Annotated in this window: 23 protein-coding genes; 14 read left to right on the top strand and 9 right to left on the bottom strand. The window is 71.5% G+C overall.

Annotated elements, in window-relative coordinates:
* Positions 1–110 precede the first annotated feature (110 nt).
* Complete coding sequence (locus ABKA17_RS08365; protein WP_353691249.1) at positions 111–887, bottom strand: SDR family oxidoreductase; 777 nt, start codon at positions 885–887, stop codon at positions 111–113.
* 14 nt (positions 888–901) lie between these two features.
* Positions 902–2068 carry a phytanoyl-CoA dioxygenase family protein gene (locus tag ABKA17_RS08360; RefSeq protein WP_353691248.1) on the bottom strand — a complete coding sequence of 389 codons (1167 nt, stop codon included), beginning with the start codon at positions 2066–2068 and terminating at the stop codon, positions 902–904.
* Positions 2069–2175: 107 nt separating this feature from the next.
* On the opposite strand from ABKA17_RS08360, the gene ABKA17_RS08355 reads away from it, so the two are divergent.
* The gene (locus ABKA17_RS08355) at positions 2176–3207 is read left to right on the top strand and encodes a LacI family DNA-binding transcriptional regulator (RefSeq protein WP_353691247.1); all 1032 of its coding nucleotides are present in this window, start codon (positions 2176–2178) and stop codon (positions 3205–3207) included.
* Here ABKA17_RS08355 and ABKA17_RS08350 read toward each other — a convergent pair.
* Positions 3197–4348 carry a Gfo/Idh/MocA family protein gene (locus ABKA17_RS08350; protein ID WP_353691246.1) on the bottom strand — a complete coding sequence of 384 codons (1152 nt, stop codon included), beginning with the start codon at positions 4346–4348 and terminating at the stop codon, positions 3197–3199. The two genes, ABKA17_RS08355 and ABKA17_RS08350, sit on opposite strands and share 11 nt — an antisense overlap.
* A 110-nt stretch (positions 4349–4458) precedes the next feature.
* On the opposite strand from ABKA17_RS08350, the gene ABKA17_RS08345 reads away from it, so the two are divergent.
* Positions 4459–5463 carry a LacI family DNA-binding transcriptional regulator gene (locus ABKA17_RS08345; RefSeq protein ID WP_353691245.1) on the top strand — a complete coding sequence of 335 codons (1005 nt, stop codon included), beginning with the start codon at positions 4459–4461 and terminating at the stop codon, positions 5461–5463.
* A gap of 10 nt (positions 5464–5473) precedes the next feature.
* Here the strand turns inward: ABKA17_RS08345 and ABKA17_RS08340 are convergent, their stop codons facing one another.
* Positions 5474–5818: a cupin domain-containing protein gene (locus ABKA17_RS08340; RefSeq protein WP_353691244.1), complete on the bottom strand. Its 345-nt coding sequence runs from the start codon at positions 5816–5818 to the stop codon at positions 5474–5476.
* A gap of 123 nt (positions 5819–5941) precedes the next feature.
* Here ABKA17_RS08340 and ABKA17_RS08335 point away from each other — a divergent pair, with 123 nt between their 5' ends.
* The 3 genes from ABKA17_RS08335 to ABKA17_RS08325 are packed head-to-tail and all read left to right on the top strand — an operon-like array spanning position 5942 to position 8417.
* A complete protein-coding gene (locus ABKA17_RS08335) occupies positions 5942–6460 on the top strand; it encodes a hypothetical protein (RefSeq protein ID WP_353691243.1) in 519 nt (172 codons plus the stop codon).
* A 59-nt stretch (positions 6461–6519) separates the two neighbouring features.
* A complete protein-coding gene (locus ABKA17_RS08330; protein WP_353691242.1) occupies positions 6520–7362 on the top strand; it encodes a dioxygenase family protein in 843 nt (280 codons plus the stop codon).
* Entirely contained in the window at positions 7359–8417 is a 1059-nt protein-coding gene (locus tag ABKA17_RS08325) for a maleylacetate reductase (RefSeq protein WP_353691241.1), read from the top strand. The genes ABKA17_RS08330 and ABKA17_RS08325 overlap by 4 nt, the downstream gene beginning before the upstream one ends.
* A 51-nt stretch (positions 8418–8468) precedes the next feature.
* On the opposite strand, the gene ABKA17_RS08320 is transcribed toward ABKA17_RS08325, so the two are convergent.
* The 3 genes from ABKA17_RS08320 to ABKA17_RS08310 all read right to left on the bottom strand — a co-directional run bounded on the left by ABKA17_RS08320 (position 8469) and on the right by ABKA17_RS08310 (position 12274).
* The gene (locus ABKA17_RS08320; protein WP_353691240.1) at positions 8469–9938 is read right to left on the bottom strand and encodes an MFS transporter; all 1470 of its coding nucleotides are present in this window, start codon (positions 9936–9938) and stop codon (positions 8469–8471) included.
* A gap of 85 nt (positions 9939–10023) precedes the next feature.
* On the bottom strand, positions 10024–11166 hold the full coding sequence (locus tag ABKA17_RS08315; RefSeq protein ID WP_353691239.1) for a sensor histidine kinase: 1143 nt from the start codon (positions 11164–11166) through the stop codon (positions 10024–10026).
* 67 nt (positions 11167–11233) lie between these two features.
* Positions 11234–12274, bottom strand: coding sequence for a zinc-dependent alcohol dehydrogenase (locus ABKA17_RS08310; protein WP_353691238.1), 1041 nt, complete (start codon positions 12272–12274; stop codon positions 11234–11236).
* 245 nt (positions 12275–12519) lie between these two features.
* On the opposite strand from ABKA17_RS08310, the gene ABKA17_RS08305 reads away from it, so the two are divergent.
* Entirely contained in the window at positions 12520–13011 is a 492-nt protein-coding gene (locus ABKA17_RS08305; protein WP_353691237.1) for a MarR family winged helix-turn-helix transcriptional regulator, read from the top strand.
* A 37-nt stretch (positions 13012–13048) separates the two neighbouring features.
* A complete protein-coding gene (locus ABKA17_RS08300) occupies positions 13049–13756 on the top strand; it encodes a response regulator transcription factor (RefSeq protein ID WP_353691236.1) in 708 nt (235 codons plus the stop codon).
* Positions 13757–13867: 111 nt separating this feature from the next.
* Here the strand turns inward: ABKA17_RS08300 and ABKA17_RS08295 are convergent, their stop codons facing one another.
* Positions 13868–14800 carry an EamA family transporter gene (locus ABKA17_RS08295; RefSeq protein ID WP_502994167.1) on the bottom strand — a complete coding sequence of 311 codons (933 nt, stop codon included), beginning with the start codon at positions 14798–14800 and terminating at the stop codon, positions 13868–13870.
* 68 nt (positions 14801–14868) lie between these two features.
* Here ABKA17_RS08295 and ABKA17_RS08290 point away from each other — a divergent pair, with 68 nt between their 5' ends.
* The 7 genes from ABKA17_RS08290 (at position 14869) to ABKA17_RS08260 (ending at position 21477) form a co-directional block, all read left to right on the top strand.
* Positions 14869–15723, top strand: a complete 855-nt coding sequence (locus ABKA17_RS08290) for a LysR family transcriptional regulator (RefSeq protein WP_353691235.1) — start codon at positions 14869–14871, stop codon at positions 15721–15723.
* A gap of 107 nt (positions 15724–15830) precedes the next feature.
* Positions 15831–16481 (top strand): GntR family transcriptional regulator, encoded by a 651-nt coding sequence (locus ABKA17_RS08285; protein WP_353691234.1) that lies wholly within the window; start codon positions 15831–15833, stop codon positions 16479–16481.
* A 49-nt stretch (positions 16482–16530) separates the two neighbouring features.
* Positions 16531–17280: a PIG-L deacetylase family protein gene (locus ABKA17_RS08280; RefSeq protein ID WP_353691233.1), complete on the top strand. Its 750-nt coding sequence runs from the start codon at positions 16531–16533 to the stop codon at positions 17278–17280.
* Positions 17277–17990: a 4-carboxy-4-hydroxy-2-oxoadipate aldolase/oxaloacetate decarboxylase gene (locus ABKA17_RS08275; RefSeq protein WP_353691232.1), complete on the top strand. Its 714-nt coding sequence runs from the start codon at positions 17277–17279 to the stop codon at positions 17988–17990. Before ABKA17_RS08280 ends, ABKA17_RS08275 begins: the two co-directional genes overlap by 4 nt.
* 32 nt (positions 17991–18022) lie before the next feature.
* Complete coding sequence (locus tag ABKA17_RS08270; RefSeq protein WP_353691614.1) at positions 18023–19081, top strand: 4-oxalomesaconate tautomerase; 1059 nt, start codon at positions 18023–18025, stop codon at positions 19079–19081.
* Positions 19078–20028: a catechol 2,3-dioxygenase gene (locus ABKA17_RS08265; protein ID WP_353691231.1), complete on the top strand. Its 951-nt coding sequence runs from the start codon at positions 19078–19080 to the stop codon at positions 20026–20028. Before ABKA17_RS08270 ends, ABKA17_RS08265 begins: the two co-directional genes overlap by 4 nt.
* A 114-nt stretch (positions 20029–20142) precedes the next feature.
* Positions 20143–21477, top strand: a complete 1335-nt coding sequence (locus ABKA17_RS08260; RefSeq protein ID WP_353691230.1) for an MFS transporter — start codon at positions 20143–20145, stop codon at positions 21475–21477.
* Positions 21478–21546: 69 nt separating this feature from the next.
* Here the strand turns inward: ABKA17_RS08260 and ABKA17_RS08255 are convergent, their stop codons facing one another.
* Positions 21547–22290, bottom strand: coding sequence for an MBL fold metallo-hydrolase (locus tag ABKA17_RS08255; RefSeq protein WP_353691229.1), 744 nt, complete (start codon positions 22288–22290; stop codon positions 21547–21549).
* Between the last annotated feature and the right edge of the window lie 115 nt (positions 22291–22405).

Below are 22405 nucleotides of genomic sequence, written 5' to 3'. Positions count from 1 at the left end.
GGTCACTCCTTGAAACAGGCGGGGCGGGGGCGCCCCGTCAGGGGCGCGGGGAACTGCGCGACCAGCCACGGACAACCCGCAGCCGACCACCGACAAACCACGGCAAATCCTTAGTCGAGACCCCCCAGCACATTCTGATCCCAGTCGATCACAGACCCGGTGACCACGCCCGACCGGTCCGACAGCAGCAGCACCACGAAGTCGGCGATCTCGTCCGGCTGGCCCAGCTTGCCCATCGGCAGCCTCGCCGCGGCCTCCTCGAGCCAGCCGTCCTCGGCACCGTGGAACGCCTTCTGCGTCGCGTCCTCGCCCTCGGTCGCGGTCCAGCCGATGTTCAGGCCGTTGATCCGCACCCGGTCCCACCGGTGCGCGTGCGCCGCATTGCGGGTCAGCCCGATGAGCCCGGCCTTCGCGGCGACGTACGGGGCGAGGAAGGGCTGCCCGCCGTGCGCCGAGGACGTGATGATGTTGACGACCGTGCCGGGGGCCCCACGGCCCACCATGTCGGCGACCGCGGCCTGCATCGCGAAGAACGGCGCCTTGAGGTTGATCGCGATGTGCTGGTCGAACAGCTCGGGCGTGGTGTCCAGGAGCGTGCCCCGGGAGGTCAGCCCCGCCGAGTTCACCAGGCAGTCGATCCGGCCGTACGCGGTGACCACCTCGGCCACGGACGCCTTGGCCTGCTCGGCGTCCGCGAGATCGGCGCGTACGAACATCGCCTTGCCCCCGGCGGCCGTCAGCTCGGCGACCAGCGCCTCGCCCGGCTCCGGCCGCCGCCCGGACACGGCCACCACCGCGCCCTCACGCACCGCGGCCCGCGCGATCGCCGCGCCCACGCCCTGGCTGCCGCCGTTGACGAGGACGACCTTGTCGTCGAGAAGTCCCATGAACCGCTGTCCTTTCAGCTCTCGCGCCGCTCGGCGCCCGCTCGCAGCCCGTCCCGCAGCGTGCGCGGCGTCCACCGCTCGCGCAGCGCCCGCCGGACCAGATCCGCCTGTGACGGCGGGGCCAGCCCGTCGACCGGCGGATCACTGTCGAGGTTGGTGGGGAAGGGGTAGCCCTCGGCGCTCGCGGCGATCACGTTCTCCAGCCACTGTTCGCCCACGCCCTCGGACGCGCGCCGCAGCAGCACGGGGTAGACCGCGTTCACCACCGTCTCCCGGTCCACGGTCTCCATCGCGCGCCCGAAGGCCGAGGACACCTGGAGCAGGTTCGCCACCCGCCGTACGTCGGTGGTGCGGTTGGTCCCGGCGGCGTGCAGCAGCGCCGGGTTGAAGAAGGCGGCGTCGCCCTTCGCCAGGGGCAGCTGGACGTGCCGCTCCTTGAAGTACGCCGTGAACTCCGGCCGCCGCCACGCCAGATAGCCCGCCTCGAAGAGCTGCGAGTACGGCAGGTACAGGGTCGGCCCGGACTCCACGGGCATGTCGCAGTGCGCGACCGCGCCCTGGAGCGTGAGCACGGGGGAGAGGCGGTGCACGTGCGCGGGATAGGCCGCGGCCGCCTCGTCGGAGAGGAACCCGAGGTGGTAGTCGCGGTGCGGGGTCTGGGCGAGGCCGCCCGGGTTGACCACGTTGACCTGGGAGGTGACCTGGTAGCCGGGACCGAGCCAGGCCTCGGACACCAGCGCCAGCACGGGGCTCGCGTAGTAGTCGGCGAAGGTGGAGGGGTCGTACAGGGCCGCCTTCTCCAGCGCGTTCCACACCCGCTCGTTGTCACCGGGCTTGGCGAAGTGGTCCCCGGCCGTGGTGCCCGCCGCGTACTGCTCGCGGATCAGCGCCTCGAAGACCTCGCTCGCCCGGTCCACCACGGCCGGATCGGGGAAGGCGCCGCGGAAGACCACGACCCCCGGCCCGTCGGTGAGGGCGCGGACGAGCTCCTCCTGGAGCTCCCGGCGGTCCTTGACGGCACCGACGCGCGCACTGTCGTAGACCAGGACATTACGGTCCACGGAGTCGGCGTACGGGTAGTCGGCGAGGTCGGTGGTCCGCTCTACGAGCGTGCGGAGGACGGCGAGGTCGCAGTCCTGCTCGGACAGCCACGCACGGCGTTGTACGGAGGTGAAGGACATCGACGTCCTCTCGGTGACAGGGGCGACGCAGCGCTGTCATTCTTGTCAGTACAAACCCGTCGAACAACCGGCACGGGTCCATCAAAAACCCCTCAAGGAGCCGCGGCATGGGCCACCCCTTCCCGATCCGGGAGATCGCACGTCAGGCGGGTCTGAGCGAGGCCACCGTCGACCGTGTCCTGAACGCCAGGGGAGGGGTCCGGGAGAGCACCGCCCGCGAGGTCCAGCAGGCCATCGCCGACCTGGACCGGCAGCGCACCCAGGTCAGACTGGTCGGCCGCACCTTCATGATCGACATAGTGATGCAGACACCGGAGCGCTTCTCCACCGCGGTCCGCGCGGCCCTGGAGGCCGAGCTGCCGGCCCTGCACCCGGCGGTGGTCCGCTCCCGCTTCCACTTCCGCGAGACCGGCCCGGTCCAGGAGCAGGTCAGGACCCTGGACCGGATCGCGCGGCGCGGCTCGCAGGGCGTCATCCTCAAGGCGCCGGACGTCCCCGAGGTCGCCGCCGCCGTCGGCCGGCTCGACCGGGCGGGCATCCCCGTGGTCACCCTGGTCACCGACCTGCCCACCACCCCGCGCCTGGCGTACGTCGGCATCGACAACCGAGCCGCGGGCGCCACGGCCGCCTACCTCATGGGCCAGTGGCTGGGCGATCGCCCCGGCAACGTCCTGACCAGCCTCAGCAGCGGCTTCTTCCGCAACGAGGAGGAGCGCGAGATGGGCTTCCGCAGCGCCATGCGGGCCCGCCACCCGCACCGCGCGCTGGTCGAGATCGCCGAGGGGCAGGGCCTGGACGCCACCCAGTACGACCTCGTCCGGGCCGCGCTGGAACGCGACCCGGACATCCGCGCGGTCTACTCCATCGGCGGCGGCAACATCGCCACCCTGAAGGCCTTCGAGGATCTAGGCCGGGAGTGCGCGGTGTTCATCGCACACGACCTCGACCACGACAACGACCGGCTCCTGCGCGAACACCGGCTGTCCGCCGTCCTCCACCACGACCTGCGCCAAGACCTGCGCGAGGCCTGCCACTTGGTGATGCGCGAGCACGGCGCGCTGCCACCCGCGGGACCGACCCTGCCGTCCGCGATACAGGTGGTGACTCCCTACAACATGCCCACGGCGCTCACAGGTTGACCCACGCGCCGCTCTCGGCCGACCGCGCCATCGCGTCGAGTACGACGGCACTGTGCACGGCGTCCGCGAGCGTCGCCCCGTGCGGGGTGCCCTCCGCGATCGAGCGCAGAAAGCGATGACACTCGACCACCTTGAGGTCGTCGTAGCCCATCGCGTTCGCGGCGCCCGGCTGGAACGCCCCGAACTCGCCGTCGCCCGGCCCGACATGGACCGTGCTGACGGGCTGGTCCTGGTAGCTGGTGCCGAGGCTGACGCCGAGCTCGTTCATCCGGCGGAAGTCCCAGAACACCGCGCCCTTGGTGCCGTGCACCTCGAAGCCGTAGTTGTTCTGCTCGCCGACCGAGACCCGGCAGGCTTCCAGGACCCCTCGGGCGCCGGAGGCGAAGCGGAGCAGACAGTTGACGTAGTCCTCGTTCTCGACCGGGCCCAACTCCCCGCCAAAGGCACGGGAATGGCCCGCCGTGGCACCGGTCGGCCGGGCCCGCTCCGGCACGAAGATCGCGGTGTCGGCGGTGAGGGCGGTGATGTCGCCGAGCAGATACCGGGCCAGGTCGGCGCCGTGCGAGGCGAGGTCGCCCAGCACTCCGCTGCCGCCGCGCTCCTTCTCGTACCGCCAGGTCAGGGCGCCCTCGGGGTGGGCCGCGTAGTCGCTGAAGAGTCGCACGCGGACGTGGGTGACCGTGCCGATGGCGCCGGAGGCGATCAGGTCGCGGGCCTTCTCCACGGCGGGCGCGTTGCGGTAGTTGAAGCCGACGGCGCTGTGGACACTGGCCTCGGCGACCGCGTCTGCCACCGACCGGGCGTCCTCGGCGCTCAGCCCCACCGGCTTCTCGATCCAGATGTGCTTGCCGGCCTCGGCCATCGCGACCCCGATCTCCCGGTGCAGGAAGTTCGGCGCGGTGATGCTGACGGCCCGGACGCGCGGATCGGCGGCCACCTCCCGCCAGTCCCGGGCCGTCGAGGCGAACCCGAACTGCGCGGCGGCCTCCTCGGCCCGCCCCGGCACCTCCTCGGCGACGGTCACCAGCTCCGGACGCAGGCCCAGCTTCGGGTAGTGGTGCAGGACACGGGCGTACGCCTGGGTGTGCACCCGGCCCATCCAGCCGAACCCGACGACGGCGACCCCGAGCGAATCCACCATGACAGCCCCTCTTTGGACCGGTCCACAATCTGTCCAGGCCACCCTGAGCGCGGTTTCGGCAGGTGTCAACCCTTTGACAGGACATGCAGCCCCATGGAACGGTCCAGAGCATGAGACCCCCGACCATCCGCGACGTGGCCGACCGGGCCGGCGTCTCCAAGTCCCTGGTCTCCCTCGTGCTGCGCGGCTCCGAGCAGGTACGCCCCGAGAAGCGCGAGGCGGTCGAGCGGGCCATGGCGGAGCTCGGCTACCGCCCCAACGCCGCCGCCCGCAGCCTCAGCGAGCAGCGCACCCGCACGGTCGGCGTACTCCTGAACGACCTGCGCAACCCCTGGTTCGTCGACCTGCTCGACGGCCTCAACTCCCTGCTGCACGACAACGGCCTGCACATGCTGATGGCCGACACCCGCCTCAACCGCCGCACCGGGCAGGACGTGACCGGCCCCTTCCTCGACCTGCGCGCCGACGGTCTTGTCGTCGTCGGCACGTTGCCCGAGCCTGCCACGCTCGGGGCGATCGCCGAGCGCATCCCGGTCGTCGTCGCGGGCGCCCGCGAACCGGTCCTGCCGGGCGTGGACCTGGTCGCCAACGACGACGAACAGGGCGCCCGTCTGGTCACCGAGCACCTCATCGGGCTCGGTCACCGGCGGATCGCGCACATCGCGGGGTACGGCGCGGTCGGCGAGCTGCGCCGGCGGAGCTTCGAGGCGACCATGCGGGCGCACGGCCTGAGCGGGGTGGTGGAGTCGAGCGACATGACGGAGGAGGGCGGCTACCGCACCACCGTCCGGCTGCTGAGCCGCCCCGAACGGCCCACCGCCGTCTTCGCCGTCAACGACATCGCCTCGGTCGGCGTACTGTCGGCGGCCGAGGAACTGGGGCTGCGGGTTCCGCGCGACCTGTCGGTCGTCGGCTACGACAACACCCGTATCGCGAGCCTGCGCCACGTCTGGCTCACCACCGTCGACAGCGCCAACCACGAGGTCGGCCGCCGCGCGGCCCGCTGTCTGATGGACCGCTTCGAGGGCGGCGGGGGAGCGGGACGGGTGCACCTGGCGGCGCCCACCCTGGAGATCCGCGGCACGACGGCGCCACCACCGCCCCCGACGGTCTGACCGCGGCCGCCTACAGGTTGATCGCGTACGCCTTGCGCAGCGTCTCGTGCACCGTCCACGTCGTACGGTCGCCCTCGCGCAGCACGGCCATGTCGCCGGGCCCGACCTCCAGCGTCGGCCCGCCCTCGACCTCGACGGTCGCCGAACCGCTGATCACCACGAACAGCTCGTCCGCCTCGGTGTCCGTGACCACCCCGGGCGTGATCTGCCAGATCCCCCGGATCCGGCTGCCGTCCTCCGACTCCCAGACCACCTTCCCGGTCACCTCGGGCGTGCCGGAGACGATCTGCTCCGGGGCGAGGGGCTCGGGTTCGAGCTCGGCGTCGGGGATGTGGACAACGAAACTGTGGGTCATGGCACGACCCTAACCACCGGGAGCCGATCTTCGCCGTGGACAAGGTGTGGGGTATCGGCCCAGGTGGGAGGACACTTCGTCGCGGACTGGCGGGGTGCCGGGACCCGGGTGATCGTGGAGGACATGGCCGACACCGACACCCGGGCCGCCGCGGCCGAGCGGCACGCGCACGACACCCGCGAGAGCCTGCTGTTCGGCGGCGTCTACGGCGCGGTCCTGGCCTGCTCCATGGTCGCCGCGCTCACCCAGTACGGCCACACCGACCAGGAGTCCCGCCGCTACGACGCCGTGTGGCTCCTCGTCACGGCCCTCGCCTCCGCCCTCGCCCACGGCTACGCCCACTACATCGCCGAGCGCACCCCGCACCGCCGCGGCGACGCCCTGCGCGTCCTGGTCAACGAGTGGCCCCTGATCACGGCCGTCCTGCCCACGGCCCTCGTCCTGGCCGGCGCGGGCTGGGGCTGGTGGCCGGCGAAGGGCGCGGAGTACCCGGCGTTCGCCCTGAACATCACTCTCCTGTTCGTCCTCGGCGTCGGCACGGCCCGCTGGTCCCACCGCTCCTGGCCCTACGCCCTGCTGATCGGCGTCGTGGACGCGCTGCTCGGCGTGGGCGTCGTGGTGGCGAACGCCGTCATCAAGTGACGCCGCGTAGGGTCGGCATCCACGGTTCGGCCGACCGACGCGCAGGGCAAGGAGTCGACATGACCGACGTCACCGACGAGGCGCTGCACAGTCTGCGCACCACCGCCGACCCCCGGCTGCGCGAACTGCTCACGGCCGTCGTCCGGCACGTGCACGCCCTCGCGCGCGAGACCCGGCTCACCCAGGACGAGTGGGAGGCCGCGATCCGCTTCCTCACGGCGACCGGACAGTCCTGCACGGACACCCGGCAGGAGTTCATCCTCCTGTCGGACGTGCTGGGACTGTCGATGCTCGTCGAGACGATCCACAGCGAAGGCCACGGCACCGAGAGCACGGTCCTCGGCCCCTTCCACATGACCGAGTCGCCGGCGCGTGAACTCGGGGCGGACATCGACCTCCTGGGCGGCGGTGAGCCGTGTGTGGTGAGCGGCCGGGTGCTCTCGACGGACGGAACTCCGCTGCCCGGCGCGACGGTCGACGTCTGGCAGGCCAACGACCAGGGCTACTACGACGTCCAGCAGCCCGGGATCCAGCCGCTGGGCAACGGCCGCGGTCTGTTCACGGCCGACCCCGAGGGCGGTTTCCGGTTCCGCACCTGTGTGCCGAGCTCGTACCCCATCCCCACGGACGGCCCCGTCGGCGACCTGCTGCGGGCCACCGGCCGGCACCCCTACCGTCCCGCGCACATCCACTTCATCGCCTCCGCCGACGGACACGTTCCCGTCACCACGCACATCTTCGTGGCCGGCGACCCCTACCTGGACTCCGACGCGGTGTTCGCCGTCAAGCAGAGCCTCGTCCGCGACTTCACACCGACCGACGACCCTTCCCTGGCACGGGAGTTCGGCGTCCCGAACCCCTTCCGGCACGCGCGCGTCGACCTCGTACTGGAGCGTTCATGAGGGAGTTCGTCCACGACGCCCCGCCCATGAGGGTCGTCCTGCGCCCCGGCGCCGCGACCACGGCGACCCCGGAGGAAGCCCAACGACTCGGTCTGCGGCGGCTGTTGGTCGTCTCCGGCACCCGCGGTGCGGACACCGCGCAGGCGGTCGCCGACGCGCTCGGCCCGGCCTGCGCGGGAGTGCACACCGGGGCCCGGATGCACGTCCCCGCGGAGGTCGCAGACCGAGGCGTCGAGGCGGCACGGGCCGCCGGCGCCGACGGGTGCGTCGCGGTCGGCGGCGGCTCGTCCATCGGCCTCGGCAAGGCGATCGCCCTGGGCACCGGCCTGCCCCTGATCGCGGTACCCACCACATACTCCGGCTCCGAGGCGACCCCCGTCTGGGGCCTGACCGAACACGGCGCCAAACGCACCGGCCGCGATCCAGGCGTCCTGCCCCGCAGCATCGTCTACGACCCCGAACTCACCCTCTCCCTGCCCGTACCGCTCTCCGTGACCAGCGGCGTCAACGCGATCGCACACGGCGTCGAGGCGCTCTACGCCCCGGACACCTCCCCGTTGATCGCGCTGATGGCCGAGGACGGTGTACGGGCGATGGCCCGCGCACTCCCCGACGTCGCCGCCGACCCAGGGTCCCTGGACGCCCGCGGCCGTGCCCTCTACGGCGCCTGGCTGTGCGGCTCCTGCCTGGGCGCCACCACGATGGGCCTGCACCACAAGCTGTGCCACGTCCTCGGCGGCACCTTCGGCCTGCCGCACGCCGAGACCCACACCGTGGTCCTGCCGCACGCCCTCGCGTTCAACGCGCCCGCCGCCCCGGACGCGGTGGCCGCCGTGGCCCGCGCCCTTGACGCGGACGACGCCCCGAGAGCTCTGTGGCGGCTGGCCACAGACCTCGGCGCGCCCCGCTCCCTCGCCGAACTCGGCCTGAAGGACGGTGACTTGGCGGCGGTGGCCGCGCAGGTGGCGGGTCAGGCGTACGCCAACCCCAGGGAGGTCACGGCGGACGGGGCGCTCGCCGTACTGAGAGCGGCGTACGAGGGCGGCCCGCCCTGACGGCACGACCGCGCCCCCGAAGTGCGGTGCTTCGGGGGCGCGGTCCGGTCATCAGGCCTTGGCGACCTCGGCGGCCTCGGCCGGGCTGTCGGCGGCGCCGACCACCGTGGTCCGCCTCTTCGGGATGAAGGAGGCGATCACGAAGGCGAGCAGAGCCGCACCGGCGCCGATCGCCATGACCACCTTGAAGCCGTTCTCGGACGGCAGGGCGTAGCCGCCGAAGTCGGTGGTCATCTGGGCCAGGATCACACCGGCGATGGCGCTGGCGAAGGACGTGCCGAGCGAGCGCATCAGGGTGTTGAGGCTGTTGGCCGCGGCCGTCTCGGACTCCGGGACGGCGCCCATGATCAGGGCGGGCATCGCGCCGTAGGTGAAGCCGACGCCGCCGCCGATGACGCAGGAGACCAGGACGAGGTGCCAGACCTCCGACATGAGCACGATGTTGAGGCCGTAGCCGGCGGCCACGATCAGGGCGCCGATCATCAGGGTGAGCTTGGGGCCCTTGGCCTTGGTGACGGCGGCGGAGACGCCGGACATGACCATCATGACGAGGCCCTGGGGGGCGAGGACCAGGCCGACGGTGAGCATGGACTTGCCCAGGCCGTAGCCGGTGGCCTCGGGGAGCTGGAGCAGTTGCGGCAGGACCAGGGACATCGCGAACATCGAGAAGCCGAGCGCGACCGAGGCGAGGTTGGTGAACAGCACCTGGGGCTTGGCGGTGGTGCGCAGGTCGACCAGTGGCCGGCTGCTGCGCAGCTCGTAGCGGCCCCAGGCGAGCAGGATCACCACCGAGGAAATGCCGAGGCCCAGGGTGCCTGCGGACGTCCAGCCCCAGTCGCCACCCTTGGAGACGGCCAGCAGCAGGGTCACCAGTCCGGCGGACAGGCCCAGCGAACCGACGAGGTCGAAGCGGCCGCCGGCCCGCACGTCGGACTCGGGCACGAGCAGCAGCACGAGCAGGAAGGAGACGACGCCGAGGGCGGCGGAGGTCCAGAAGAGGATGTGCCAGTCGAAGTTGTCCGCGATGAAGGCGGCGGAGGGCAGGCCGAGGGCGCCGCCGACACCGAGCGAGGCGCTCATCATGGCGGTGGACCCGGCGAGCCGCTCGGCGGGCAGTACGTCGCGCATGATGCTGATGCCGAGCGGGATGACGCCGGCGGCCAGGCCCTGCAGGGCGCGTCCGACGATCATCGGGACCACGGAGTCGGCCAGTGCGCAGACGACCGAGCCGGAGATCAGCAGAACGATGCTGACCAGGAGCATGCGGCGCTTGCCGTACATGTCGCCGAGGCGGCCGACCACGGGGGTGGCGACGGCGGCCGCGAGCAGGGTGGCGGTGACCGCCCAGGCGGTGTTCGACGCCGAGGCGTCAAGAAGCCTCGGCAGTTCGGGGACGATCGGGATGACGAGCGTCTGCATCAGCGCGACGACGATCCCGGCGAAGGCGAGCACCGCCACGATGGCGTTCGACCGCGTCGGGGCGGGCCCCGCTGCGGTGGGTCGGGCAAGGGCGTCGGACATGGCAGGGCCTCCGTGGACAAGAAGGATTGCTTGAGTTACTCAACCATAAGTGTATTGCTTGACTTAAGCAAGTGGGTGCTGAGGGTTACGTCGGCAGCTCGGCGACGACCTCGAAACCGCCCTCCGCCCGACGCCCCGCCCGGACCCGGCCACCGACGGAACGGGCCCGCTCATCCATCCCCACCAGGCCGTATCCGCCGCTCGTGGCGGCGGGCGCGGGGTCGCCGGCATTGGTGACCGTGATGCGGAGCATCCCGGGGGAGTAGCCGAGCCGCACCTCGGCGGCACGGGTGTCGGCGTGCTTGGTGACGTTGGTGAGCGCCTCCTGCACGATGCGGTACGCGATGAGATCCGTACCTGCGGAGAGGGGCCGCGGCTCGCCCTCGCGGACGACGGTCACCGTGAGGCCGGTGTGCCGGAACGAGGCGGCGAGATCCGCCAGCCGGGCGAGTCCGACCGGCGGGGCCTCCTCGTCGGTGGTGTCCCTCAACAGGCCTACGGTCGCCTTGAGTTCGCGCATCGCCGTCGCCGTCGTACCGCTCAGCTCGAGGGCCAGCCGCCCGGCCTCCTCCGGCTGCCCGGGCAGCTGCCTGGCGACCGCGCCGGCCTGGAGGCCCGCGAGGACGAGGTGGTGGGCGACGACGTCGTGCAGGTCGCGGGCGATACGGAGACGCTCCTCGGCGACCCTACGCCGCGTCTCCTCCTCCCGGTTGCGCTCGGCGTCCTCGGCGCGGGCCCGCACCGCGTCGAGATAGGCGGCGCGCAGCCGGTTCACGGTCCCGAGGGCGGTGGGCAGCAGCAGCCAGGCGATGGGACCCAGCGACTTGAGCACCAGCGGTTCGTCGGTGGGACCGGCGACCAGTGAGGTGATCACGAGGGCCGTGATGGCCGCGCCGGCGGCGGTGTTGGCGGTTCTGCGGTCGGTGCGTACGGCCAGCGAGTACAGCGCGGCCATCAGCGGTCCCAGCAGCAGGACCGTGAGGAGATACCCGAGCGCGCACGAGGCCGCGGCACAGACCAGGGTCACCGCGACCGTCGTACGGGGGCGGCCGCGATGCCAGAGCAGTGCGAGACACGCGACGCCGGCCAGCAGTACTCCGGGCCACCAGGAGACCCGGAGGTCGTGGCCGGGGAGGGTGACGAGGCTGCCGGGGACCGCGCAGGCGAACAGCGCGGCGGCGACGACCGCGTCGAGGGCGTGGGGGCGGGGTTGCGCTATGTCGGTCATGGGGTGGGGTCCCGGTCCGGGCCTCGGGGTCCCGCGCACGGCGGGAGCCCCGTATGCCGGAGGTCGCCTACGCCTCGTCGTCGAATGTGACGACGACCTTCTCCGCGGCGCCCGGCGTCAGCGCCAGCTCGAAGGCCCGCTCGACCTCGCCGAAAGGCACCCGGTGGCTGATCAGCTTGGCGAACAGCTCGTGGTGCTCGACGAGTTCGGGCGTGACCTCGAAGATCTCGGTGGGGTACCCCTGGGAGGCGATCAGCGTCAGCTCGCTGCGGAGCATGCCGCCGAGGTCGATGGCGTCGGACTTCTTCTGTACGGCGACCATGACCAGCTTGGCGTGCCACTTGGCGTTGTCGACGACGGCCTGGAAGACGGCGGGAGCACCGGCGGCGTCGAGGTAGATGTCGGTGCCGGGGCGGGGCTGGCCGAGGGCGTTGGCGGCCTGGCCGTGCAGCTCGGTCAGACGCTCGGTGACGTTCTCCGTGGCCGAGTCGATGACGGCGTCGGCGCCGATGGCCAGGGCCGTCTCCAGGCGCTCGGGAAGGATGTCGACGACCACGACGTGTGCCACGCCGCGCAGCTTCAGCCAGATGGCGGCGCCCAGTCCGATGGGCCCGGCGCCGAAGACGACGACCTTGTCGCCGGGGGCCGCCCCGGAGCGGTTGACGGCGTGCCGGGCGACCGCCATCGGCTCGTTCAGGGAGGCCACCTCGAAGGGCACGGTGTCGGGGAAGACCGTCACGTTCCGGCCGGTCTCGACGCCCTCGATCAGCAGGTACTCGCTCATGGCGCCGTGGGCGCCGCCGCAGCCGATGATCCCGGAGGGCACGCCCTGCGGGTTCACCACGACCCGGTCGCCGACCTTGACGTCGGTGACCTCGGCGCCGACCTCGACGATCTCGCCGGCGGGTTCGTGGCCCAGCGGGATCGCCCGCATCGAGCCGTCCGCGCCCGCCGGCATGCCGCCGAGGTGCAGGAAGAAGGTGTCGGTGCCGCAGATCCCGCAGGCGCGGATCCGTACGAGGGCGTCCGTGGGGCCGGGCACGGGACGCTCGACGTCCCGTACGTCGACCGTGTCCTTGGCGGTCAGGGCGGACTTCATCGTGGCCATCTCGGGTCTCACTTTCTCCAGGTGCGGCGAAGAGGTGCCACCGGACCCCGGGGCGGACCTGGGGGAGTGGGCCGGTCCCAGGGCCGGTGGCGGCGCCGTACCCCGTCCCCACGGGTCGGGCGCGACGGGGCCGCATCCGCTCAATGCGACCCCGGTTACTTGAGTTAGGCAAGCACATCACTATTACTTAAGTCAAGCAATCACTTGCATTGCTTAAGTCAGGCAACGACCCCTAGGGTGGTGTCATGACCGCAGACGCGCCGGCCACGGCGACCCTGGCCGAGATAGAGCGAGTCCTCAGCCGGGTCGCGTACCTGGCCGGGCGGAGCCGGCGGCACGAGCGGCTCATGGCGATGGCCGGAGTGCCGCTCGACCGCGCGGCCGTGGCGATCCTGCGGCACATCGCCGAGAGCGAGCCGCTGCGCCCCGGGGTGCTGGCGGTCCGGCTCTCCGTGGAGGCCTCCCATGTCACCCGTCAGCTGCGGCAGTTGGAGCGGAGCGGCTATGTGATCCGCGTCGCCGACCCGGACGACCGCAGAGCCCAGCGCGTCCAGCTCACCGACGAGGGGCTGGCCGCGGTCGGCCGGATACGCGAGGTGGGCCGCCAGTACCTCGAACAGGCGCTGGCCCACTGGTCCGCCGAGGACATGCGACAGCTGGCCACCCTCTTCCACCGGCTCGTGGACGACTTCGTCGGCCACGCCGAGGACCCGCTCGCCCCGTCGCTCTCCGCCTGACCGTACCGCCGTCCGGACCCCCACGATTGGCCTCGCCATGTACGCGCATCTCCTGGAGAAACCGTCACCACCCCGCGGCGACGGACAGCACGTCCTGGTCGTCGCGGGCGACCCCGGTGACGCCGAACTGCTCACCACCACCCTGGAGTTGGCCGGCTACCGGGTCGGCGCCGCGAGCACCGGCGCGGAGGGCCTGGCGCGGCTCAGCCGGCAGCGGTTCGACCTGGTGGTCCTGGACACCGGGCTGCCCGACCTGGCGGACCTCGGCCGGGGCCGCCGGATGGCACCCGCCGACCGGCCCCCGCTGCTCTTCCTGGCCTCCTGCGACTCGTTGCACCGGCTGCTGCCCGAACTCGGCCTGGGCGAGGAGGACTACGTCATCAAGCCCGTGCGCGTCGCCGAGGTCCTGGCCAGGGCGCAGGTACTGCTGCGCCGCCGCGGCCCCGGACCGCGTCCCGGCAGGCCCGGCCACGGTGACCTGGTCCTGGACGACACGACCTGCCGCGCCCGCCGCGGCTCCAGGCCCCTGGACCTCACACCCGCCGAGTACCGGCTGCTGCGCCATCTCCTCGCCAACGCGGGCCGGGTGCTGTCGAAGGAGCAGATCAGCCGCCATGTCTGGGGCGAGTTCCGCGGCCACCAGGCGATCGAGAAACTCGTCTCCCGCCTCCGCCACAAGGTGGACCGGGAAGGGCCCGCACTGATCCACACACGCCGGGGGTTCGGGTACTGGCTCGGCGGTTAGGCCTGGTCGGGAGCGGGATGGGCCGATGCCGGGTGCGTTCGCAGTGGTGGTGGCGGCGGTCGTGGTGGCGGCCGGCTCGGGTCGACGGGGGTGTCTGTGGCGGGGGTCCGGCTACCGGCCCGGCGCTGAGGCCTTGGATCGGGACGTGCCGATGCTCAGGGCGTTCGCCGTGACCACCGCTCCGATGCCGGCCCACTCCGGTCCGCCGAGGTGCTGGTCGAGGACGACCAGGCCGACCGCGGCGGCGAGGACCGGGTTGACGCTCATGAACAGGCCGAACGCCGGAGCCGGTACGCGGCGCAGGGTGACCAGGTCCGCGAGGTAGGGCACCGCCGAGGACAGCAGGCCGGCGGTCACCGCGCAGCCGGCCGCCCAGGCGGTCGGTGGCTGCCGGACGGCGACGACGACCCCGACCGGCAGGAACATCAGCGCCGACACCGCCGCCGCGGCACCCGCGCCCTGGGCGCCGGGGATACGGCGGCCGACGGTGCGGTTGAGGAGGATGTACGCGGCCCAGCATCCGGCGGCCAGCAGGCCCAGCCCCATGCCGAGAGCGTCGGTGGAGGGCCGCGGGCGCATCAGGGTGACGACACCCGCCGCCGCGAGCAGCGCGCAGCAGACGTCCACGCGCCGCCGGGTCGCCGCCAGCGCGATGGCCAGCGGACCGAGGAACTCCAGGGTCACCGCGAGCCCCAGACCGACCCGGTCGACGGCGGTGTAGAGGGAGAGGTTCATCGTCCCGAACACCACGGCCAGCAGCAGCACCGGCCACCACTGCCCCCAGGTGAACGACCTGAACCGGGGCCTGCCGACGGCGAGGAGGAGGGCCGCGGCGACGTACTGGCGGACCGCGACGACCCCGACGGGGCCGATGATGGGGAAGGCGAGCGAACCGACCGCCGCACCGACCTGGTTGGACAGACCGCTGCCGACCATGACGGCCGCCCCCGACAGGCTCGTCCGGGACGGGGTGGGGATGGGCGTGGGTGTGGGTGTGGGTGTGGGCAGGGGAGAGACCGCGGGCTGTGCGGGAGCCTCTTGCATGCGCCGATCGTGCGCGCCCTCGGTGTTTGCGCAAAATGCATCCGCGGAGCCATCTATACGCTTGGGTCATGGATGTGGACCTGCGGCAGCTGCGGTGTCTCGTCGCGATCGTCGACGAGGGGACCTTCACCGACGCGGCCCTCACCCTGGGCGTCTCCCAGGCGGCCGTCTCCCGAACGTTGGCCTCGCTCGAACGGGCTTTGGGCGTACGGCTGTTGAGGCGCACCTCGCGCGAGGTGACCCCGACGCCCACCGGACTCAGGGTCGTCGCGCACGCCCGGCGGGTGCTCGCCGAGGTCGAGGATCTGGTCCGGGACGCCACCTCGGGCCACGCCCAGCTGCGGATCGGCTACGCCTGGGCGGCGTTCGGGCGGCACACCCTCGCCTTCCAGCGCCGCTGGGGTCAGGAGCACCCGGAGACGGACCTGCACCTGGTGCGCGTCAACTCCGCGACCGCGGGCCTCGCGGAAGGCGCCTGCGACCTGGCCGTCGTACGGCGTCCCGTGGCCGACCGCCGGTTCGAGTCGGCCATCCTCGGTCTGGAGCGCCGGCTGTGCGCGATGGCGGCCGACGATCCGCTGGCCCGCCGGCGGTCCGTGCGGATGGCCGACCTCGCCGGCCGCACGCTCCTCGTCGACCGCCGTACCGGCACCACCACCCCCGACCTGTGGCCGGCCGAGGCCCGGCCGGCGGTGGAGGAGACACACGACGTCGACGACTGGCTGAACGTCATCGCCACCGGCCGCTGTGTCGGAATGACCGCGGACTCGACCGCCAGCCAGTACCCGCGACCCGGAGTCGTCTACCGGCCGGTGCGCGACGCCGAGCCCGTCGCCGTACGCCTCGCGTGGTGGCGGGACGACCCGCACCCCGCTGTTCAGGCCGTGATGGAACTGCTCGCCTCGCTGTACCGCGAGGGCTGAGCTGCGACCATGGACGAGAAGTATGGCTGCAATACAGCAGACAAAATTGTTGACAATCTTGTTTGGCTAGATTTAGGTTCGACAGGCACTCACTCAGGGAGGGCACGATGCCGAAAGAAGCCCGTCCGAGCACCGGGGAGCAGGCCAAACAGCATGCGCTCGCGCAGCTGCGGCAGGCGATCCTGCACGGCGAGATGGCACCGGCGCAGCGGCTGGTGGAGAACGAGCTCGCCGAGCAGTTCGGTGTGACACGGGCCAGCATCCGTGCGGCACTCATCGATCTGGAGTCCCAGGGGCTCGTGGAGCGGATCCGCAACCGTGGTTCACGGGTGCGGGTGGTGACCGTGGACGAAGCGGTCGCCATCACGGAGTGCCGCATGGTCCTGGAAGGGCTGTGCGCGGCGAAGGCGGCGGTCGCGGCGAGTGACGAGCAGCTGGTCGAGCTCACCGACCTCGGTACGGCCATGTCCAAGGCCGTCGCCGACGGCGAGCCGGTCACCTACTCCGACCTCAACCACGAACTGCACGTCCGCATCCGGGAGTTCTCCGACCAGCGGACCGCGCAGGAGCTGCTGGAGCGGCTCAACGCCCAACTGGTGCGGCACCGCTTCCAGTTGGCGCTGCGTCCGGGGCGTCCGCAGCAATCCCTGAACGAGCACCTGACCATGATCGAGGCGATCAGGGCCAGGGATCCGCAGGCGGCCGAGACGGCCGTCCGCGCCCACCTCACCAGCGTGATCGAGGCGCTGCGCGACTGATCACCGTGGTTCGGGGCGGGCGTTCACCTGTTACCGAGGAGAATCCAGCATGACCCAGGCCAACGCGCCCGCCAGCCCACGATCGACACTCGTCATCACCGCGCACGCCGGCGACTTCGTGTGGCGTGCGGGGGGTGCCATCGCCCTGGCCGCCTCCCGTGGGGAGAAGGTCACCATCGCCTGTCTGACCTTCGGCGAGCGCGGCGAGTCCGCCAAGGCGTGGCGCGAGGGCAAGAAGCTCGACGAGATCAAGGCGATACGGCGGGACGAGGCCGAGCGGGCCGCCGCCACCCTCGGCGCCGAGGTCCGCTTCTTCGACGCCGGCGACTACCCGCTGCTCGTCACCCCGGAGTTGACCGACCGGCTCGTCGAGGTCTACCGCGACACCCAGCCCGACGTCGTGCTCACCCACCCCACCGAGGATCCCTACAACGGGGACCACCCGGCCGCGAACCGCATGGCCCTGGAGGCCCGCGTCCTCGCCCAGGCCATCGGCTACCCCGGCCCCGGCGAGATCATCGGCGCCCCGCCGGTCTTCTTCTTCGAGCCCCACCAGCCCGAGATGAGCGGCTTCAAGCCCGAGGTGCTCCTCGACATCACCGAGGTCTGGGACACCAAGCGCAAGGCGATGGAGTGCCTCGGCGCCCAGCAGCACCTGTGGGACTACTACACCGACCTCGCCGTCCGCCGGGGCGTCCAGCTCAAGCGCAACGCCGGCCCGAACCTGGGCCTCGCCCACAAGACCATGGCCGAGGCGTACATGCGCCCCTACCCGCAGATCGCGAAGGAGCTGGCATGAGCGGCGTGATCGTCACCGACCCGCCGAAGGCGGAGCTGAAGGACGTCGACGCGCTGGCCGGCTACGGCGTGGCGACGGTGAGCGAGGCCATGGGTCGAACGGGCCTGCTGGGCCCGGAAGTTCGGCCCGTCCAGCAGGGCGTACGAGTCGCCGGTACCGCCGTCACCGTGCTCAGCTGGCCCGGCGACAACCTCATGATCCACGCCGCCGTCGAGCAGTGCGGCGAGGGGGACATCCTGGTCGTCACCACCACCTCCCCGTGCACCGACGGTTTGTTCGGCGAGCTGTTCGCCACCGCGCTCCAACAGCGCGGAGTGCGCGGAGTCGTCACCAACACCGGCATCCGCGACACCCAGGAGCTGCGCGACATGGGCTTCGCCGCCTGGTCCCGCGCGGTCTCCTCGCAGGGCACGGTCAAGGCCACGGGCGGCTCGGTCAATGTGCCGATCGCCATCGACGGCCAGGTGATCCGCCCTGGCGACGTGATCCTCGCCGACGATGACGGTGTCGTGGTCGTTCCGCGGGAGCGCGTCGCCGAGACGGTCGAGAAGTCGGCGGCCCGCGAGGCCAAGGAGGCCGCCACCCGCGCCGCCTTCATCGACGGCCAACTCGGCCTGGACCGCTACGGGTTGCGGGAGACGCTGAAGAACCTCGGCGTCGAGTACAAGTCGTACGACGAGTACGCGGCGAACCCGGGGGAGTCGTCGTGACCTCCGTGCCCGAGGAGGTGCCCTGTCTGCTGATGCGGGGCGGCACCTCCAAGGGCGCCTACTTCCTCGCCGCCGACCTCCCCGCCGAACCCGCCCCGCGCGACGACCTGTTGCTGCGGATCATGGGCAGCCCCGACGAGCGGCAGATCGACGGACTCGGCGGCGCGCACCCGCTCACCAGCAAGGTGGCGGTCGTCTCGCCGTCCGCCGATGAGCGGGCCGACGTCGACTACCTCTTCCTCCAAGTCGCCGTCGACCGCCCCGAGGTGAGCGACCGTCAGAACTGCGGGAACATCCTCGCCGGCGTCGGCCCGTTCGCCGTCGAGCGCGGACTGGTCCCGGCGGGGGAGGAGTCGACCTCCGTCCGGATCCGCATGGTCAACAGCGGCGACCACGCCACGGCGACCTTCCCCACTCCCGGCGGCAGGGTCGACTACACCGGCGACGCCGAGATCTCAGGGGTGCCGGGGACGGCCGCACCCGTCGTGATCGAGTTCCCGGCGGGCACGGGCAGGCTGCTGCCCACCGGGAGCGTCCGCGACGAGATCGACGGCGTCCAGGTGACCTGCGTGGACAACGGCATGCCGGTCGTGCTGATCGCCGCCACCGCGCTGAAGGTCACCGGGCACGAGTCGCCCAAGGACCTGGAGGAGGATCTGGCGCTCGCCGACCGGCTGCACCGGATCCGTCTCAAGGCGGGCCGGCTGATGGGCCTCGGCGATGTCTCGGACACCACGGTGCCTAAGCTCACGCTCCTTGCCCCGCCCCGCCACGGAGGCGCGGTCACCACCCGCACCTTCATCCCGGTGCGCTGCCACACCTCGATCGGCGTGCTCGGCGCGGCCAGCGTGGCCGCCGGGCTGCGGATCGAAGGCGGCGTGGGCGCGGACCTGGCGGAGCTTTGCCCCGACAGTGACCGAATTCGCATAGAACATCCCACCGGATTCCTGGACATCGAAAGCAGCCTCGGGACCACTCCCGAAGGCCTCCCTTCCGCCCGTCGCACCGCCGTGGTGCGGACGGCCCGCAAGCTCTTCGACGGCACCGTCTTCCCCAGGGCCGCCGCACTACCCCGAGGAGGTCACCGATGACTCCGCCGCTCGGCGACATCGCGCACATCGGCCACACCCAGCTGTTCACCCCGGACCTGGACGCCAGCGTCGCCTTCTTCACCGACTACCTCGGCCTCACGGTCAACGGACAGGACGGCGACACCGTCTATCTGCGGACCTACGACGACTACGAGCACCACAGCCTGGTCCTCACCGCCCGCGAACAGCCCGGCCTCGGCCGCCTCGCCCTGCGCACCTCCAGCGAGGAGGCCCTCCACCGCCGTATCAAGGCCAACGAGGAGGCGGGCGGCACCGGCAAGTGGGTCGAGGACGAGCCCGGCCTCGGCAAGCTCTATGTCACCACTGACCCCGACGGCCACGAACATGCCCTGTACTGGGAGAGCGAGTACTACCAGGCCCCCGAGGAACTGAAACCCGCCCTGAAGAACCAGCCGCAGGCCAAGCCCAACAGGGGAGTCGGCGTACGGCGGTTGGATCACATCAACTTCCTCGCCGCCGACGCGCTCGCCAACGCCGAGTTCCAGCAGAACGTGCTCGGCGCCCGGCCCACCGAGCAGATCCGGCTCGACAGCGGGAAGATCGCGGCGCGCTGGCTGACGTACACGAACAAGTCGTACGACGTCGTCTACACCTCCGACTGGACCGGCAGCGAAGGCCGGTTGCACCACATCGCGTTCGCGACCGACACCCGTGAGGACATCCTGCGGGCGGCCGATCTCGCCATCGACACCGGGGTGTTCATCGAGACCGGGCCGCACAAGCACGCCATCCAGCAGACGTTCTTCCTGTACGTCTACGAGCCCGGCGGCAACCGGATCGAGTTGTGCAACCCGCTCACCCGGCTGGTGCTGGCGCCGGACTGGCCGCTGGTCACCTGGACCGAGGAAGAGCGCAAGAAGGGACAGGCCTGGGGCCTTCAGACCATCGCTTCGTTCCACACCCATGGGACACCTCCGGTGGCCTGAGCTGGGCAGAGAGCGGTCCGCCAATGATTGTCGATGAGATTGTTGACAAAAACGTTGACTCTTGGCGGACGGCTCCTTAGCGTCTAGCGCACCAAGCACGAGAGGTAACCAACGATGTCCTCCTCCCCCTCCCCGTCCCTTTCCGCTCGCGGCAGCAGACTGGCCTTCCTGGTCGTCGGTCTGTGCTGGCTGGCCGTGCTCTTCGACGGCCTCGACATGTTCATCTACGGCTCGGTGCTGCCGCACCTGCTGGAGACGAAGACCTTCGGCCTCACCCCCGACCAGGCCGGCGACCTCGGCTCCTACGCCACCTTCGGCATGCTGATCGGCGCGCTGACCGCGGGCACCGTCGCCGATCGGATCGGCCGCAAGAAGCTGATGGTCGCCTGCGTGACGCTCTTCTCGCTCGCCTCCGGTCTGTGCGCCATGGCGGACAGCGTCGCGGTCTTCGGCCTCGGCCGGACCCTGGCGGGCGTCGGGCTCGGCGGCCTGCTCCCCACCGCGATCAGCATGGTCTCCGACTACGCCCCGCGCGGCCGCGGCGCCATCGTCATCGGCGTGCTGATGACCGCCCACCACGCGGGCGGGATCCTCTCCGCCTACGTCGCCAAGTGGCTGATCGACCCCGTCGGCTGGCGTGCCGCCTTCTGGGTCTGCGTCCTCCCGCTGCTCTTCGCCCCGGTGCTCGCCAAGTTCCTCCCCGAGAGCCTGAGCTTCCTGGTCGCCAAGGGCCGCACCGAGGAGGCCCGCGCGCTGGCCGAGCGGTACGACGTCGAGCTGCCGGCCGACAGGTCCGGGAAGAAGTCCGCCGCCGACCGCTTCGACGCCCTCGCCAACCTGTTCCGCGGCGGCGAGTGGATCCAGACCCTGCTGTACTGGCTGGCCTCCTTCGGCGGACTCCTCCTGGTCTACGGCGTCGCCACCTGGCTGCCCACCCTGATGCGCGCCGAGGGCTACGAGCTCGCCAACGCCCTCACCTTCGTCGTCGTCTTCAACCTCGGCGGCATCGTGGGCATGCTCGTCGCGGGCCGGGCCGCCGACCGCTTCGGCGCCCCGCGCATCTCGGCGATCTGGTTCGCGCTCACCGCGGCGGGTGTCTTCCTGCTCAGCGTCCACATGCCGATGGGCGTGACCACCGTGGTCGTCTTCTTCACCGGTGTCTTCCTCAACAGCGCCCAGACGATGATCTACGCGACGGTGTCCATCCGCTCCACCCCGGACAGCCGGGCCACCGCCGTCGGCTGGACCTCCGGCATGGGCCGCTTCGGCGCCGTCTTCGGCCCGTGGCTCGGCGGCCAGCTCCTCGCCGCGGGCAACGGCGAGTTCGGCTTCACCGCCTTCGCCATCGCCGGACTGTCGTCCATGGTCTTCATCGGCATCGCGGCCGTGCGCAGCTCCAAGCAGGCCGAGAAGCCGGGTGCGGACCAGGAGTTGGTCGGCGCCCACTGAGCCGCCCGAGGGGGCACATGCCGAAGCCGGCCACCGCAATGTCAGGGCGGTGGCCGGCTTCGTGCCGTGTCAGAGGGCGATCGCGAGGTCCGGGACGGCCACGTCCACGGGGCCGGAGAAGGTCTCCGCCGCCGTCTTGAGGGCGTCCGAGGGGTCGGTGCCGGGCCACAGATGGGTGAGCAACAGCCGTTGTGCGCCCGCCTGCTGGGCGTACTGCCCGGCCAGTAGCGCCGTCAGTAGATACGGGGCGTCGCCGGAGGAGGGGACCTGGCGGAGGTACGTCGCCTCGGACAGGAAGAGATCCGCACCCTCGGCGAGGCGCGGGATGTCGGGGCTGGGACCGGTGTCGCCGGTGTAGGCGAGGGTGGCCCGCGAAGTGCTGAGCCTGATACCGGCGTTGGGCACGAAGTGCGGCAGCAGCCAGGTGTCGGTGCGGAACGGGCCGATGTCCATGCGGTCGCCGGGACTGAACTCGTGGAGCTCGTAGGCGTCCGCGAGCATGCTCGGCTTGTCCAGCGCCAGAACGGCGTCCGCCGCCCCGTGCGGTGCGAACACCGGCAGGGGCGGCGGGGGGGCGTCGCTCAATCCTCGTGCCCGCAGCAGGGGATTGAGGTCGGCGCAGTGGTCCGGGTGGCCGTGACTCAGCAGGACGGCGTCCACCGCGTCGACGCTGAGGTGCGTCAACAGGCGGGGCAGTGTGGCGTATCCAGGGTCGACGAGGAGCCGGAAGCCCTCGTCCTCGACGACATAGCCACTGCATGCCTGAGTGGCGGTGGGCCAGGCGCCGCAGCCGCCGAGAACTGTCAATCGCATGAACCGGGAGCCTAGTTCGGGCCAGGGGATGCCTGGCGGAGTGTCCCCGATGTTGCGGAAGAGATGGGGGATCGGCGACGGGATGTAAGTGGTGTCGAACCGCTCCAGCCTGGTG

The organism is Streptomyces sp. RG80, assembly GCF_040446465.1.
In the GTDB taxonomy this organism is placed as follows: domain Bacteria; phylum Actinomycetota; class Actinomycetes; order Streptomycetales; family Streptomycetaceae; genus Streptomyces.
The sequence above is the reverse complement of the archived record's forward strand: the minus strand, read 5'-3'. Positions and strand labels throughout refer to the sequence as shown.